Source organism: Halomonas sp. CnH100-B (genome assembly GCF_024124605.1).
Lineage (GTDB): Bacteria > Pseudomonadota > Gammaproteobacteria > Pseudomonadales > Halomonadaceae > Vreelandella.
The window spans coordinates 155,534-170,600 of record NZ_JAMXRX010000006.1; the positions used below are offsets into that span (position 1 = coordinate 155,534).

Sequence of the window (15,067 nt, forward strand, 5' to 3'; positions counted from 1 at the left end):
TAAGACAGGAGGCGTGGCCGAAATCATAGGGCTAAGCGCCGAGTGATGCGTTCAGACCCCATCTAGGCACACGCTCGAGTGATAAAAGCTGGGCAGTCGCCGCGACAATGCCGAACACGTAGACGTGGCATTACTGACTGCTTAGCATGAGGGTGCAAATAAACTAGTTAATCTGATTGGCACGGAGAATGCGTTTCAGCGGGTTATCTGACGACTTGGACATCTGGCTGATGCCATCTGGATACGTACTGCTCGGGGTGCCCGAGTCAGTGCGCTTGTTAAGACGAACAAGCCAACTCGGATCAAGCCAGTAGCTCGATGGTAGTCAAGGCCCGCGACAAACGCAAGCCTTTGGCAATTGACAATAGTCAGAGGTCACCGCAACCTTGGCATAGCCAATTTGAAGGATAGCTCATGCCCAAGGACATTTCGCTCCCCATCGCCGCCCCCACTGCCGAGTTCGAGAGCGGTGAGCCGCAGCGCCTAGCCGCCATTGACCTTGGCTCCAATAGCTTTCACCTGCTGGTGGCCAACTACCAGAACGAACGTTTACAAGTAGTGGCACGCTTGGGTGAAAAGGTCCAACTGGCGGCAGGACTTGACGAGAACGGTTACCTCAGCGAGGCCGCCATGCAGCGCGCACTCGACTGCCTGGGCCGCTTTGCGCCGTTTTTGACCGATATCGAAGGCCCTAACCTTCGCGTCGTGGGCACTAACGCCTTGCGTGACGCTCACAATAGCCAAACGTTCATTGAGCGCGCGGAAGCCCAGCTCGGCCACGCCATCGAGATCATTGCCGGGCGCGAAGAAGCCCGCCTGATTTACCTGGGCGCCGCTCACGCGCTGGCCGAAAGCGGCCGCCGCCTGATTGTCGATATTGGCGGCGGGTCCACCGAGTTCATTATCGGCGAGGCCTTCGAACCCAAAGCGCTGGAGAGCCTGCGCATGGGATGCGTTACCTTTACCGGGCGCTTTTTCGCCGACGGCGAATTGACGGAAAAACGCATGCGCCGCGCCGAGCTGGCGGCCCTCTCGGAGCTGGCCAACATCCAGCGCCCCTACCAGCGCTTGGGTTGGGACGACCCCGTGGGCTCCAGCGGCACGATCAAGGCCGCCGCTAGCGTCCTATTCGCCTATGGTGACACGCCTCAAGAGGGAGTGATCACGCGCAGCGGACTCAAGAAGCTGCGCGAGCGGCTGCTCAAGTGCAAACAGCTCGACAAAGTCGAACTGGAGGGTTTGAAACCCGATCGGGCGCGCGTTTTCCCTGCGGGCATTGCCATCTTGAGCGCCATCTTCGAGGCTTTCGATCTCGAGCAGATGCGCTTTGCCGATGGCGCGCTGCGCGAAGGCGTGCTGTACGACATGGCCGGGCGCAATAGCGCCGAAGACACCCGCTCCAACACACTGGAGATGCTCAAACGGGTCTACGATGTCGATACACGCCAAGCGGAAAACGTGGCCGATACGGCCACACGTCTGTTCGATGAGGTCAAAACGGCATGGAAACTGACCGCCGAGCAGGCGAACTACCTGACCTGGGCCAGCCATGTGCATGAAATCGGACTGGCGATCTCTCACAGTCAGTTTCATCGCCACGGCGCTTATCTTCTCGAACACTCCGACCTGGCCGGTTTTTCTCGCCCTGAGCAGCGGTTGCTGGCGTTTTTGGTGCGCGCTCATCGGCGTAAATTCCCGACCAAGGAGTGGCAAGCCCTGCCGGCCTCGCAGCAGCCAAGCGCCGCCAAACTGGCTCGCCTGCTGCGCCTCGCCGTCTTGATCAACCACTCCCGCCCGGAAGGGGCTCCCTTACCGCCCGACATCAACGCGGACAGCCAAGACGAGTCGTTGACCATCACGCTGCCCCCCAGCGATGAACCCACGCTGCTCAGCACCGATTTGGAGCAGGAGCAGGCCTTCATGGCCAATGCAGGGTTCGTGCTCCACTTGAACAACCCTGCCTAACCCTCGCGCTGAAACACCGTCCCTTCCGCCTGCCAGAGCACTTGGGCAGGCGGTTGCAGCACCCCCAGACAGCGCTCCCCCGCCATGACGATCACCAAACGCTCCCTCTCCCAGGGTGGCAGTGCCTGCTCTTGCAGCCAGCGTTTCAGGTCGCGTCGACCACGCCCTGGCAGGTCGAGCACCTCGCCGCCTCGTCGCCTGCGCAGCATGACGGGGGCGACTGAATCGCTATCATCAGCCAGGCGAAGCTGCAGCGGCCCCAGGGGCGTTGTCACCCCCGGCGTGCCGTCCCAAGGCATTTGCCAATGCGGTAGCGCGCTCACAGGTGTCATGAGATATAGCCTGCGACGCCAAACCCGCGCCTGGACACCGGGCCACTCCACTAGCACCTGAGCATCCCGGGCAGCGTTCAGCTGGTCGAGCAAGCTGGTCAAACGCGCTTGGGGAGGCGTTGGCAGCCCTCGTTGCTGGCAGAGCGTACGCACCAGCAGGCGCTGGCGGGGCATTGGCAGCGCCACCAGTGCCGACGCGTCGAGGCAGCCCGGCGCTAGTGTGAGTGCGGCCAACTCGTCGACGGCGTAGCTGGCCAGCAGCGCATCGGCCTCGCCAGCCCACCCTGCGCTTTGGGCCAGCGAGCGCACCGCCCCTGGCCAGCGCTGCGCCAGCGTTGGCAAGACCTCATGGCGCAAGCGATTACGATCAAACGCCACATCGCGATTGCTGGGGTCTTCACACCAGTCAAGCGATAGCGCGTGAGCCGTATCGGCCAACGTTTGGCGACTGACGCCAAGCCACGGGCGCAGTAGCGTGATGCCCTGCCACTCCCGCCGGTATGGCATGCCTGCCAGCCCGCGAATGCCGCTGCCCCGCAGCGCCGCCAGCAGCAACGTTTCTGCCTGATCGTCCTGATGCTGCGCCAGCCATAGGGTGTCACCCGCAGGCACATGCAGCGCAAAGGCCGCGTAGCGGGCACGCCGGGCAGCGGCTTCCACCCCGTCCCCCTGTCCATCGACGGTCACACGCTCGATGGTGAGTGGGACGCCCTGGTGCTCGCACAGCCGCTGGCAGTGACGCTCGAAGGCGCTGGAAGCGGCTTGAAGACCGTGATTGACGTGCAGCGCGCGCAGCCTATGGCCGTTGCCGCGACACACCTCGGCAGCCAGCGCCAGCAGCAGCGAGGAGTCCAATCCGCCGGAGAGGGCGACCCAAACGCAACGCCCCGGCGGGGTCTCCGCCAGGGCGTCATCGAGCAGGCCTAACAGCCGGTTAGGCGGCTGGGGCGCCATAGCTCATCAAGCGCGCGTAGCGGCGCTCTAGCAGGGCGTCGCTATCCAGCGCCTGCAGTCGCTCGAGACTAGCCGACAGCGCATCCTTCACCCGTGCAGCAGTGTCGACCGGATGACGATGAGCGCCGCCCAGCGGCTCTTTGATCAGCGAGTCAACGAAGCCCAGCTCTTTCAAACGCTCGGCGGTGATGCCCATGGCCTGGGCCGCGTCGGAGGCTTTCTCGGCACTCTTCCACAAAATGGAGGCACAGCCTTCCGGAGAAATCACCGAATAGGTGGAGTACTGCAGCATATGCAGCTCGTCGCACACGCCGATCGCCAGCGCGCCGCCGGAGCCGCCCTCGCCCACCACGGTGGAGATGATCGGTGTCTTCAAGCGCGACATAACCGCCAGGTTATAGGCAATCGCTTCCGACTGGCCGCGCTCTTCGGCGTCGATACCCGGATAGGCCCCTGGGGTGTCGATGAAGGTCAAAATCGGCATCTTGAAACGCTCGGCCATCTCCATCAGGCGACAGGCCTTGCGGTAGCCTTCCGGGCGTGGCATGCCGAAATTACGGCGCACCTTCTCTTTTACGTCGCGGCCTTTCTGATGTCCAATCACCATGACCGGGGCATCGTTCAAGCGGGCGATCCCGCCGACCAGAGCGGCATCGTCGGCAAAGTTACGGTCGCCGTGCAGCTCGTCGAAATCGGTGAAGATGTGCGCTAAGTAATCCAGCGTGTAAGGACGCTGGGGATGCCGCGAAAGCTGCGACACCTGCCACGGTGTCAGGTCTTTGAAGATGGATTCCGTCAACTTGCGGCTCTTCTCCTCCAGCCGTGAAATCTCATCAGAGAGATTCACTTGGCTGTCGGAACTCACCAAACGCAGCTCCTCAATTTTTGCCTGGAGTTCGGCAACGGGCTGTTCAAAATCGAGATAGTTAGGATTCATCGGCTCTGCCTATAAGCTGCCTATAAAAAATAAGCCTTGTCGAAACGCGCATATTGGGCGCCATTATCGCACCCTGACCCTGCCACGCAAGGCAATGCCCGCCCAATTCCGCACGAGCGCCCTGGAGCGCTCACACGCGGGGTGATTAACGGTAGCGTAGCTGGACGCCTACCTGCCCTTGCACATCACGCAGCGCAAGCAGCAGATCATCGCTCGGCGCAACCTTCCACTCCTCGGCCAGCTCCAGCCAAGCGACCGCGTCCGGATGGCGGTACTGCAGCCGCACGGGCAGTCCGGTGTCATCCCGAAAGGGCGTCAAACTATCCCGCAGGCTGTCGACCAAGCGGCCATTGATCTGTCCGGCATCCAGCGCTAGCTCGACGGCTTGGCCGTAGCGCACGCGGGCCGTGACCATCGGCGTCACGTCTTTACCGCGCAGGCGTAGGCCGCCGGAGAAGTCGTCGCTGGAAACTTCGCCCTCCACGATGATCACTTGATCCGATTCGATTTGGCCACGTAGCTGCTCGAAAAGTTCGCCGAACAGGGACGCTTCGATACGTCCGGTGCGGTCGTCCAGGGTGATGAATGCCATGGTGTCGCCACGTTTGGACTTCATGGTGCGCATGGCGACCACCAAGCCCGCTACCCGCTGCGGCTCCCGAGAAGGCTTTAAATCGCTGATACGGGTCGACACGAAGCGCTTGAGTTCGCGTTCGTACTCGTCAATGGGGTGTCCGGTCAGGTAGAGCCCCAGGGTGTCCTTTTCACCGGAGAGCCGCTCACGGTCGGTCCATTCGCGCACATGACGATACTCGGCGTAGACATCGCTGGTCTCTTCCTCGGCAGCAAAGGCATCGCCAAACATGTCCATCATGCCCAGGTTCTGGTTAGCATGATTTTGTGCGGCGGCCTTCAGCGCATCTTCCATCGCCGCGAACAGCACCGCCCGATTGGGCCCCAGATTATCCAACGCGCCAGAGCGTATCAGCGCTTCCAGGGTGCGCTTGTTCATCCGTTTCGGATCGATACGACGGCAGAAGTCGAACAGATCGTTGAACGGCCCGTCGGCCTGACGCGCTTCGACGATGGCACCAATCGGCCCTTCACCGACGCCACGGATCGCCCCCAAGCCGTACACCACCCGGCCGTCGGTATCCACGGTAAACTTGTAGCCACCTACGTTGACATCCGGCGGCGTCACCGTGAGCTTCAAGTGGCGGCACTCTTCGATCAGCGGCACCACTTTGTCCAGGTTATCCATCTCCGTGGACATCACCGCCGCCATGAAGGGGCCTGGGTAGTGCGCCTTCAGCCATGCGGTCTGATACGACACCAGCGCGTAGGCTGCCGAGTGTGATTTGTTGAAGCCGTAACCGGCGAACTTCTCTACCAGGTCGAAGATGTTGCCCGCCAGATCCTTATCGATGCCGTTGGCCGCGCAGCCTTCCATGAAGCCTGCCCGCTGCTTGGCCATCTCTTCGGGCTTTTTCTTACCCATGGCACGGCGCAGCATGTCGGCTTGGCCAAGGGTGTACCCCGCCATCACCTGAGCGATCTGCATGACCTGCTCTTGGTAGAGAATGATCCCGTAGGTGGGCGTCAGCACCGGTTTCAACAGATCGTGCTGATAATCCGGGTGTGGATAAGAGACTTCCGCCCGGCCATGTTTCCGGTTGATGAAGTCATCCACCATGCCCGACTGCAGCGGACCGGGGCGGAATAGGGCCACCAAGGCGATCATATCGTCCAGCGAGTCCGGCAGCAGGCGCTTGATCAGCTCCTTCATCCCGCGGGATTCGAGCTGGAAGACCGCGGTGGTCTCCGCCCGTTTGAGCATCTCGAAGGTTTTGCCGTCGTCCAGGGGGATGGCGTCGATATTGAGCGGGCCTTGGCCAGCAGCGTCGCGCACCTTGTCCACCATCTCCAGCGCCCAGTCGATGATGGTCAGCGTGCGCAAGCCCAGGAAGTCGAACTTCACCAGCCCGGCGTCTTCGATGTCGTTCTTGTCGAACTGCACCACCAGCCCCGAGCCATCTTCGTCACACAGCAGCGGCGAAAAGTCGGTGAGCTTGGTGGGGGCGATCACCACGCCGCCCGCGTGCTTGCCGGTACCGCGCGTGGTGCCCTCGAGCTTCAGGGCCATTTCCCAGATCTCTTCGGCCTCTTCGTCGTTCTCGATGAACTCCTTGAGGGCTGGCTCTTGCTCGATGGCTTTGGCCAGCGTCATGCCCACTTCAAAGGGAATCAGCTTGGAGAGCTTATCCCCCAGTGAGTAGGGCTTGCCCTGGGCGCGGGCCACGTCGCGCACCACGGCTTTGGCGGCCATGGTGCCGAACGTGACGATCTGGGAGACCGCGTTACGGCCATAGCGGTCAGCCACGTACTCGATGACCTTGTCGCGCTTCTCCATGCAGAAATCGACGTCGAAGTCGGGCATGGAGACACGTTCAGGGTTAAGAAAGCGCTCGAACAGCAGATCGTAGCCGATAGGGTCCAGGTCGGTGATTTTTTGCGCATAGGCCACCAGAGACCCCGCACCGGAGCCGCGCCCCGGGCCTACCGGCACGTTGTTGTCCTTGGCCCACTGGATAAAGTCCATCACGATCAGGAAGTAGCCAGGGAACCCCATCTGAATGATAACGTTGAGTTCGAACTCCAGCCGGTCACGGTAGCGCTGGTCGATCTCGCGAAACGCGTCACTGTCTCTCGGGTACTGCTCGGCGGGGAACAGGAAATCGAGCCGCTCCGTCAAGCCATCGTGGGAGACCTTGCGAAAGAACTCATCCTGGGTCATGCCTTCAGGAATGCCGAACTCGGGCAGAAAGATCTCTCCCAAGCGCACATCGACGCTGCACCGCTCGGCAATCATCACGCTGTTTTCCAGCGCTTCGGGAATATCGGCAAACAGCGCTGCCATCTCTTCCGGGCTTTTGAGGTACTGCTCTTCGGTGTAGCGGCGCTCGCGGCGCGGGTCGTCCAGCGCCTTCCCCTCACCAATGGCAACGCGGGTTTCGTGGGCCCAGAAGTCTTCACGCTCTAGAAAGCGCACGTCGTTGGTGGCGACGACCGGCGTGCCGGTGTCGATCGCCAGTTGAACGCTGGCGTGTACGCACGCCTCTTCCAGAGGTCGGCCGGTACGGATGAGTTCCAGGTAGAAGCGGTCGGGAAACGCCTGCTGCCACTCTTCCAGCAGTTGGCGCGCTTCCCGCTCGTGCTCGGAGAGCAGATGGCGGCCAATCTCGCCTTCGCGCCCGCCCGACAGGGCAATCAACCCCTCGCTTTGCGCCAGCACCCACTGTTTATCGAGGATTGCCCGTCCCTGGCGCTGGCCGTCGGTCCAGCCCTTGGAGATCAGCTCGGTCAGGTTTCGATAGCCCACATCGTTCATCGCTAGCAGCGTGATGCGGTACGGGTGGGCATCGTCGTGGGGATTTGAGAGCCAGAGATCGCTGCCAATGATCGGCTTCAACCCGGCGCCCTGCGCGGCTTTGTAGAATTTGACCAAACCAAACAGGTTGGCTTCGTCGGTGAGCGCCAGCGCCGGCATCCCGCGCTCAGCGGTCGTGCTGACCAGTGACTTGAGTTTGACCAAGCCATCGACCAGAGAGTATTCACTGTGCAAACGAAGATGAACGAACGGAACCGTCATGGGACTCTCAGCATTGAACGCTTAACAAAATGAAGTGTGCGACTACAGCAGCGCTAACTGGCGCTGTACGGGCGCGAAGCTTTTGCGGTGCTCGGCCAGTGCACCGTGGGCTTCCAGCGCCGCCAGGTGCTCTTTGGTGGGGTACCCTTTGTGGCGGGCAAACCCATATTCAGGATAGCGCAGATCCAGTTCGGCCATTTGTGCATCCCGCGCCACCTTGGCCAGAATCGAGGCGGCGGCAATCGCGGGGTGGCGGGCGTCACCCTTCACCACGGCCTGGCCCGGCAGCGCGTGCCCCGGCAGGCGGTTGCCATCCACCAGCAGGTATTCGGCCTGGGGAAGCAGCGCATCCACCGCGCGGCGCATGGCCAGATGCGTCGCATGATAGATATTGAGCGAGTCGACCTCTTCAGCGCTCGCCTCCGCCACTGCAAACGCCAGCGCACGCTCGCGAATGAGCACATCCAACGACTCACGCCTGCGGGCAGTGAGCTTCTTGGAGTCGGTTAAGCCGTCGATAGGTGCCTTGGGGTCCAGAATCACGGCGGCGGCTACCACGCTCCCCACCAGCGGCCCACGGCCGACCTCATCGACCCCCGCCAGAAAATCCCCCGCATACTCCACCACGAGCGGCGGAAAGTCGGCTGGTTTAGTCGCCATCCGGTTTAGCCTCCAGCGGCTCGCCTGCAACCAAGGCGGTAATCGCCTGCGCGGCGCGCTCGCTGGCCGTGCGCTGCAGCGTGGCATGCATCGCGGCAAAGCGTGCCTCCAGAGCGTGACGCGTCTCGGCATCGCTAAGTAGCTGGCTTATCTGCTCGGCAACTGCCTCCGGCGTGGCCGCGTGCTGAATCAGCTCAGGCACCACGCTCTCCTGGGCAATCAAATTGGGTAGTGAGATCCACTGGGTTTTCACCAGCCGTTTGGCGAGCCAATGGGTCGCGGGCGCCATTTTGTACGCCACCAGCATGGCGCGATGGCAGAGCATGGCCTCTAGCGCCGCCGTACCGGAGGTCAGCAGTACCGCATCGCTGGCGACCATCGCCTCGCGGGCTTGGCCCTCCAGCAGCGTGACCTGCTGGGCCAACGCGGGGTAGCCTGCCAGCAGCTCGCCAAGCTCGGTATAGCGCTGGGCAGTGGCCGCAGGTATCACCACCTGCAACCCTGTGTGGCGCTGGCACAGCAGCGTCACCGCATCCAAGAAGGTGGCACCCATGAAGCGGATTTCGTTCCGCCGGGAGCCGGGCAGCAACGCTAGAACCGGTGCGTCCGCGTTCAACCCTAGCGTACGGCGGGCCACGGCACGGTCATTCTCCAGCGGCAACTCGTCGGCAAGCGGATGGCCTACGAAGGCGACCGGCACTCGGTGGCGATGATAGAAGTCCGCCTCGAAGGGCAGCAGCGTGAGCATGGCATCCACGGCGCTGGCGATCTTCTTCACCCGCCCCTGCCGCCACGCCCATACCGAGGGGCTCACGTAGTGGGCCGTCGTGACGCCAGCGGCACGCAGCTGCTTCTCCAGCCCAATGTTGAAGTCCGGGGCATCGATACCGATCATGACGTCCGGCTGCCAGGCCAGCGCCTCTTCGCGCAGGGTGCGACGCACGCGAACCAGTTCTGGCAGGTGCTTGAGCACCTCGACCAACCCCATCACCGAGAGGGTTTCGAGGGGGAAACGGCTCTTCAGGCCTTGGGCCTCCATGCGGGGACCGCCCATACCGCGAAACTCCACCTGGGGGTGACGGGCGCGCAGCGCCTGCATCAATCCCGCACCGAGGATATCGCCAGAGAGTTCGCCTGCCACAAGGTATACGCGCTGCAGTGTCATAGTGACGGGAGAGCCGGTTAGAAAAGGGTTAGCGAACGATACCGCGGGTTGAACGCTCGATAGAGTCGGCAAACAGCGCGACTTCCGGTAGATCGAAACGGCTGCGCATTTCACTGACCGCTTGTTCGACGGTCAAGCCTTGGCGATACACCAGCTTGTAAGCAGAGGTTAGCGCGGCGATCGCTTCGCGACTAAACCCGCGGCGTTTCAAGCCGACGAGGTTCAGCCCGCGCGCTTCTGCCGGATTACCGTTGATCATCACGTAGGCCGGAGTGTCCTTGGTGATGATCGAGCCCCCCCCCGCCATGGCATGGTCGCCAAAATGGCAGAATTGGTGCACGGCGGCCAGGCCACCCAAAATGGCATGATCGCCCAGCGTCACGTGGCCCGCCAGCGTCACCTGGTTGGCAAGAATACAGTCGTTGCCAATGACGCAGTCATGGCCCACGTGTACGTAGGCCATGAACAGGTTACGGGAGCCGATGGTGGTTTCGCTTCGGTCTTGCACGGTGCCGCGATGCAGCGTTACGCCCTCGCGAATCACGTTGTCGTCCCCCATTACTAGGCGCGTCGGCTCACCTGCGTACTTCTTGTCCTGGCAGTCTTCGCCCACCGAGGCAAACTGAAAGATACGCGTACGCTCTCCCAACACCGTGGGGCCTTTTATCACCACATGGGGGCCGATGACCGAGCCTGCGCCAATCGTGACGTCAGGCCCAATCACGCTGAACGGGCCAACCTCAACGTCATCAGCAAGCCGTGCCGCTGGGTCGACCAAAGCAGTAGGATGTATCAAGCCACCTTCCTCTCGGCACAAATGATTTCTGCTTCGCAGGCCAGCTCGCCGTCTACCGTGGCACGGCAGGCAAATTTCCAGATACCGCGCTTGCCGCGAATCACGTTCGCTTCCAGCGTCAGTTGATCACCCGGCATGACAGGACGCTTGAAGCGGACATTGTCGCTGCCTACGAGGTAGTATACATAGCCGTCGGCCGGCAGCTTATTGACCGTTTTGAACCCTAGGATACCGCATACCTGAGCCAGCGCTTCAACGACCAGTACACCGGGCATGATGGGGTGGTGAGGAAAATGGCCGTTGAAGAACGGCTCATTGATGCTCACGTTTTTGTACGCAACGATGGTTTCGCCCACGGTTAACTGCGTGACTCGATCCACCAGCAAGAACGGATAGCGGTGGGGCAAGTATTCGCGAATTTCGTTGATATCCATAACCATCGTAACGACCTCTAAAATGACAAAAGGCCTGAGCAGTATCAGGCGCGCACCAGTAATCCTACTGGTAAAAAGGCAGTGGATTATAACCTGCTGCTATGAAGCCTCAAGCCACTCCCTCAGGAAATCCTTCTTTCTTCACGATTCTCGCTGGCTTTTTTCCACCCGCGCCAAGCGCTTGGCAATATCGTCGAGCTGCTTGAAGCGCACCGCATTTTTTCGCCACTGGGTGTTGCTCATGGCGCCGGTACCCGACGAGTACACCCCCGGCTCGTGAATCGAATTGGTGACCAAACTCATGCCCGTGACCTGAACGCCATCGCAAATGGTCAGGTGGCCCGACAGCCCGACACCGCCGCCCAGCATACAGTGCTTGCCCACTTTGGTAGAGCCGGCGATGCCAACACAGCCTGCCAGCGCGCTGTGGTCACCAATGGTGACGTTGTGCGCAATCTGGACTTGGCTGTCGATTTTGACATCGTTACCAATCACCGTATCCCCCAGCGCGCCCCGGTCGATGCTGGAGCAGCTGCCGACTTCCACGTCATCGCCAAGCACCACGCCACCCAGTTGCGCAATCTTGTGCCAGCCTGCCCCATCGTGAGCAAAGCCGAAGCCGTCACCGCCAATCACACAGCCGCTTTGCAGGATGACGCGCTTGCCCATCACGACGCCGTGGCACACGGTGACATTGGCGTGCAGCCGCGTGTCGTCGCCAATCACGCAGTCCGCGCCGATCACGCTGCCTGCCCCGACGACCACGCGATCTCCCAGCACGACGCCAGACTCGATCACCGCATTCGCTTGCACACAGACACCGTCGCCCAGCGTGACGCCATCGGCGACGACGGCAGAGGGGTGAATGCCCGGCACGTCTCGCGCCGGTAACGGATCGAACAGTTGCGACAGCTTGGCGTAACCCAAGTAGGGGTTTTCCATCTCCAAGCGTGGCACCGGGCAGTTCTTGCCATGCTCTGGATGCAGCAGAACGGCCGCCGCCTTCGTCGTGGCCAAGTCTTTCAAGTAGGCGCGATTGGCTAGAAAAGCGACCTGATCCGACGCTGCTTCCTTGAGCGTTGCCAAACCGCGGATTGGCTGATTGGCGTCGCCTTCGAAATCAACGTCGAGATGACGTGCGATGTCCGCAAGGGTGAGGTAGTGAGAAGCGTGCGTCATGGGAGCCCAAGGAAGCAGTGGTGCGGCTAAGCCGCACCGAGGGTCATAAAATTAGTTCAGCGAATCGAAAATCTGAGTGACTTCGTTCGTCACGTTGGGCAGGTCCGTCGAGGAGTGCAGTACGCCTTGCGGCTCCACTAGCACGTCAATGTTGTGACGCTCCAGCACCTGCTCTACTGCTTGCTCCAGCTTGGCTTCGGCCCCTTGCAGGAACTGCTGCTCGGAAGCCTGCTGCGCCTGCAGCACTTCACGGCGCAGCTGTTCGAAGCGGCCGCCCTTCTCCTGCAATTCAGCAATCAGCGACTCGCGCTCGGATTGCGACATGGTCTCGCCTTCCTGCTGAAGACGCGTCTGGAGTTGCTGCAGCTCGCCACCCAGCGCTTCGGCTTCGCGCTGCTGGCTGCCGATCTGCCCTTCGAGCTGGCTCAGCGAGGATTGGGCCGACTGAGTATTCATCAGTGCCGCACGCCAATCCAACACCGCGACTTCAGCGGCGTAGGCCGGGAGAGTCATCGCCCCCAATAGACACACAGCAGCGGTCAGTTTACGCATCATGGTGATACTCCTTAAATTAGAACGTTTGACCCAGCGAGAACTGGAAGAACTGTGTATCGTCACCACTTTCGTCATTCAGCGGCTCAGCCACGCTGAACGTCAGCGGGCCCACCGGCGTCAGCCACGAAAGACCCACACCCACGCTGTAGCGCAAGTCGCCTAGATCCACGCCGGAGCTGCACTGCTGGCGTCCTGCATCGGCGTCGAGCACGTCGTAGCACGAGCTCAAGAAGGTGTTACCGGCATCTAAGAACAGCGAAGGCTGCACCGAACGCTGGTTCTCTACGAACGGCATCGGGAAGAGCACTTCGGCGGAGCCTTCTACCAGTACGTTACCGCCCAAGGTGCGGTCACGGCCACCCTCACGGGCGGGCGTGGTGCGCTCACCCAAAGTGTTGGAGGTAAAACCACGCACCGAGCCCAGGCCGCCTGCATAGAAGTTTTCGTAGAACGGGTAGGGGTCGTTGCTGCCCAGCGTATCGGCGTAGCCCAGATTACCGCTGAACTTCAGCGCCCAGGTTTCGTCATCGTTAAACGGGAAGAGCTGCTGCGCGCGGGCCTGGAGTTTGTAGTACTCCGCATCGCTACCCGGCACGCCGGTTTCCAACGAGACGCGCTGGTAGTTACCGGCGGTCGGCATGATGCCGCGGTTCAGGTTGTTGCGTGTCCAGCTCGCGGTCAGCTTGAGGCTTTGTGCGTTTTCGCCCTGATCTTCCACATAGCGGCGGATTTCAGAGGCGGTGTCGAAGTAGGTCTTCACCGTGACGTCTTCGACACTGGCACCAAAGTTCAGACGCGACAGCTCGCTGATGGGGTAGCCGAAGTTGATACCGGCACCGTAGGCATCGGTCGAGAAGGTCGAGATATCGGAGTCGGCATAGTCGGTTTCGCGGTAGAACACGTTGTACCCGCGAGAGATGCCGTCCAGCGTCCAGTAAGGATCGGTGAAAGCAAAATTGACGCTGGTGAAGGTGTCACTGCGCTGGGCGCCGACGTTGACGCGGTTACCGGTGCCAAGGAAGTTGTTTTGAGCCAGGCCGACCCCGTAGATCACGCCCGCGCTCTGCGAAAAGCCGACGCTGGCAGAGACCGAACCCGAAGGCTGCTCTTCCACGTTATAGGTCACGTCCAGCAGATCGGGCTCACCCGGCACCGGCTGCGTGTCGACTTCCACTTGGCTAAAGAAGCCCAAACGCTCCAGACGCTGACGCGACTGAGTGATCGACTCCGTCGATGCCGGGGCACCTTCGAGCTGGATCATCTCACGACGCAGCACTTCGTCCTGGGTCGTGGTGTTGCCGTAGAACTCGATACGACGCACGTAAGCGCGCTGACCTGGATTCACGGCGATCACGAGATCGACCGTTTCGCCGTCATCGGCCACTTCAGGAATGCCCTGCACCTCGGCAAAGGCGAAGCCTTCCGCGCCCAGGCGCTGGCGCAGCGCTTCCGTCGAGGCGTTGACATCGCCACGGGAGAAGATATCGCCGCTGTTGATTTCGAGCAGGTTGCGGGCTTCGTTTTCGCTGATCTGCAGATCGCCGGCAAAGCGGATATCGCCTACGCGGTACTGACCGCCTTCATCGATATTGAGGGTGATGAAGATGTCGGACTTCTCGGGGCCAATCGATACCTGGGTCGACGTGACGTCAAAGTTGACGTAGCCACGGTCCAGATAGAATGACCGTAGACGCTCGATATCGCCAGAAAGCGCTTCCCGAGAGTACTCGTCGTTGGAGAACCAGCCGAAGATGCGCCCTGGGCGGTCATTCAACTCGAAAATGTCCCGCAGGGTTTCATCGTCGAAATCCTGGTTGCCGACGATGTTGATCTGACGAATCTTGGCGACTTCGCCTTCGTTGATATCGATGTTGACCTGTACGCGGCCTTCATCGATCTCCTCGACGTCCACATTGATACCAGCGCTATAGCGCCCCTGGGCTTGATACACGCCCTCGAGTTCACGCTCGATCTCGTCGAGGGTGGAGAGCTGTAGCACTTGGCCTTCCGACAGACCCGATTCGCGCAGGCCGTTGCGCAGATCTTCATCGGAGATCTGGTCGTTGCCTTCGATGTTCAAGCGCGCAATGGTAGGCCGCTCGACCACTTGGATCACCAGCACGTCGCCTTCCCGGGCCAACGAGACGTCTTCAAACAGTCCGGTCGCGAACAGGTCCCGTGCGGCGGCGGCGAGCTGCTGCTCGTCGACGCGATCGTTCGCGCTCACGGGAAACGCATTAAAGACCGAGGCGGCGGAAACCCGCTGCAGTCCTTCCACACGAATGTCTGAAACATCAAAGGATTGTGCTTGGGCGCCGCTGGCGCCTACCAGCAAGAGTGCCGCCATTCCAAGGGTCTTGATTTTCATGCAGTCAGTTCGCTCGCGTTGGTCTGCCCGTCGGTTAAGACAGGCACCATATACATTTGTGCAGGCAGATGAC

At 61.2% G+C, this 15,067-nt stretch carries 11 protein-coding genes; 1 reads left to right on the forward strand and 10 read right to left on the reverse strand.

Features of this window, described 5'->3' with window-relative positions; translation table 11 throughout:
• Window positions 1-414 precede the first annotated feature (414 nt).
• Window positions 415-1,965, forward strand: a complete 1,551-nt coding sequence (ppx, locus tag NH398_RS14520; RefSeq protein WP_253019105.1) for an exopolyphosphatase — start codon at window positions 415-417, stop codon at window positions 1,963-1,965.
• Here the strand turns inward: ppx and tilS are convergent.
• The 10 genes from tilS to bamA all read right to left on the reverse strand — a co-directional run bounded on the left by tilS (window position 1,962) and on the right by bamA (window position 14,973).
• Window positions 1,962-3,251: a tRNA lysidine(34) synthetase TilS gene (tilS, locus tag NH398_RS14525; protein ID WP_253019106.1), complete on the reverse strand. Its 1,290-nt coding sequence runs from the start codon at window positions 3,249-3,251 to the stop codon at window positions 1,962-1,964. The genes ppx and tilS overlap by 4 nt on opposite strands.
• The gene (accA, locus tag NH398_RS14530; protein WP_159341033.1) at window positions 3,232-4,188 is read right to left on the reverse strand and encodes an acetyl-CoA carboxylase carboxyl transferase subunit alpha; all 957 of its coding nucleotides are present in this window, start codon (window positions 4,186-4,188) and stop codon (window positions 3,232-3,234) included. Before accA ends, tilS begins: the two co-directional genes overlap by 20 nt.
• Before the next feature lie 145 nt (window positions 4,189-4,333).
• A complete protein-coding gene (gene dnaE / locus NH398_RS14535) occupies window positions 4,334-7,837 on the reverse strand; it encodes a DNA polymerase III subunit alpha (protein WP_159341031.1) in 3,504 nt (1,167 codons plus the stop codon).
• 42 nt (window positions 7,838-7,879) lie between these two features.
• A complete protein-coding gene (gene rnhB, locus NH398_RS14540) occupies window positions 7,880-8,497 on the reverse strand; it encodes a ribonuclease HII (RefSeq protein WP_253019107.1) in 618 nt (205 codons plus the stop codon).
• On the reverse strand, window positions 8,487-9,662 hold the full coding sequence (gene lpxB, locus NH398_RS14545) for a lipid-A-disaccharide synthase (RefSeq protein WP_253019108.1): 1,176 nt from the start codon (window positions 9,660-9,662) through the stop codon (window positions 8,487-8,489). Before lpxB ends, rnhB begins: the two co-directional genes overlap by 11 nt.
• 28 nt (window positions 9,663-9,690) lie before the next feature.
• Complete coding sequence (gene lpxA, locus NH398_RS14550) at window positions 9,691-10,458, reverse strand: acyl-ACP--UDP-N-acetylglucosamine O-acyltransferase (RefSeq protein WP_253019109.1); 768 nt, start codon at window positions 10,456-10,458, stop codon at window positions 9,691-9,693.
• A complete protein-coding gene (gene fabZ / locus NH398_RS14555) occupies window positions 10,455-10,898 on the reverse strand; it encodes a 3-hydroxyacyl-ACP dehydratase FabZ (RefSeq protein ID WP_044629712.1) in 444 nt (147 codons plus the stop codon). The genes lpxA and fabZ overlap by 4 nt, the downstream gene beginning before the upstream one ends.
• 135 nt (window positions 10,899-11,033) lie before the next feature.
• Window positions 11,034-12,071: a UDP-3-O-(3-hydroxymyristoyl)glucosamine N-acyltransferase gene (gene lpxD, locus NH398_RS14560; protein WP_159341025.1), complete on the reverse strand. Its 1,038-nt coding sequence runs from the start codon at window positions 12,069-12,071 to the stop codon at window positions 11,034-11,036.
• Between the two features lie 51 nt (window positions 12,072-12,122).
• Window positions 12,123-12,623 (reverse strand): OmpH family outer membrane protein, encoded by a 501-nt coding sequence (locus NH398_RS14565; RefSeq protein WP_253019156.1) that lies wholly within the window; start codon window positions 12,621-12,623, stop codon window positions 12,123-12,125.
• Window positions 12,624-12,642: 19 nt separating this feature from the next.
• Entirely contained in the window at window positions 12,643-14,973 is a 2,331-nt protein-coding gene (gene bamA, locus NH398_RS14570) for an outer membrane protein assembly factor BamA (protein ID WP_159343697.1), read from the reverse strand.
• Between the last annotated feature and the right edge of the window lie 94 nt (window positions 14,974-15,067).

Bases quoted from the DNA above. Each gene is read 5' to 3' on its own strand.
- accA (WP_159341033.1), bottom strand. From the start codon at position 4,188: ATGAATCCTAACTATCTCGATTTTGAACAGCCCGTTGCCGAACTCCAG.
- lpxB (WP_253019108.1), bottom strand. From the start codon at position 9,662: ATGACACTGCAGCGCGTATACCTTGTGGCAGGCGAACTCTCTGGCGAT.
- ppx (WP_253019105.1), top strand. From the start codon at position 415: ATGCCCAAGGACATTTCGCTCCCCATCGCCGCCCCCACTGCCGAGTTC.
- dnaE (WP_159341031.1), bottom strand. From the start codon at position 7,837: ATGACGGTTCCGTTCGTTCATCTTCGTTTGCACAGTGAATACTCTCTG.
- NH398_RS14565 (WP_253019156.1), bottom strand. From the start codon at position 12,623: ATGCGTAAACTGACCGCTGCTGTGTGTCTATTGGGGGCGATGACTCTC.
- lpxD (WP_159341025.1), bottom strand. From the start codon at position 12,071: ATGACGCACGCTTCTCACTACCTCACCCTTGCGGACATCGCACGTCAT.
- tilS (WP_253019106.1), bottom strand. From the start codon at position 3,251: ATGGCGCCCCAGCCGCCTAACCGGCTGTTAGGCCTGCTCGATGACGCC.
- rnhB (WP_253019107.1), bottom strand. From the start codon at position 8,497: ATGGCGACTAAACCAGCCGACTTTCCGCCGCTCGTGGTGGAGTATGCG.
- fabZ (WP_044629712.1), bottom strand. From the start codon at position 10,898: ATGGTTATGGATATCAACGAAATTCGCGAATACTTGCCCCACCGCTAT.
- bamA (WP_159343697.1), bottom strand. From the start codon at position 14,973: ATGGCGGCACTCTTGCTGGTAGGCGCCAGCGGCGCCCAAGCACAATCC.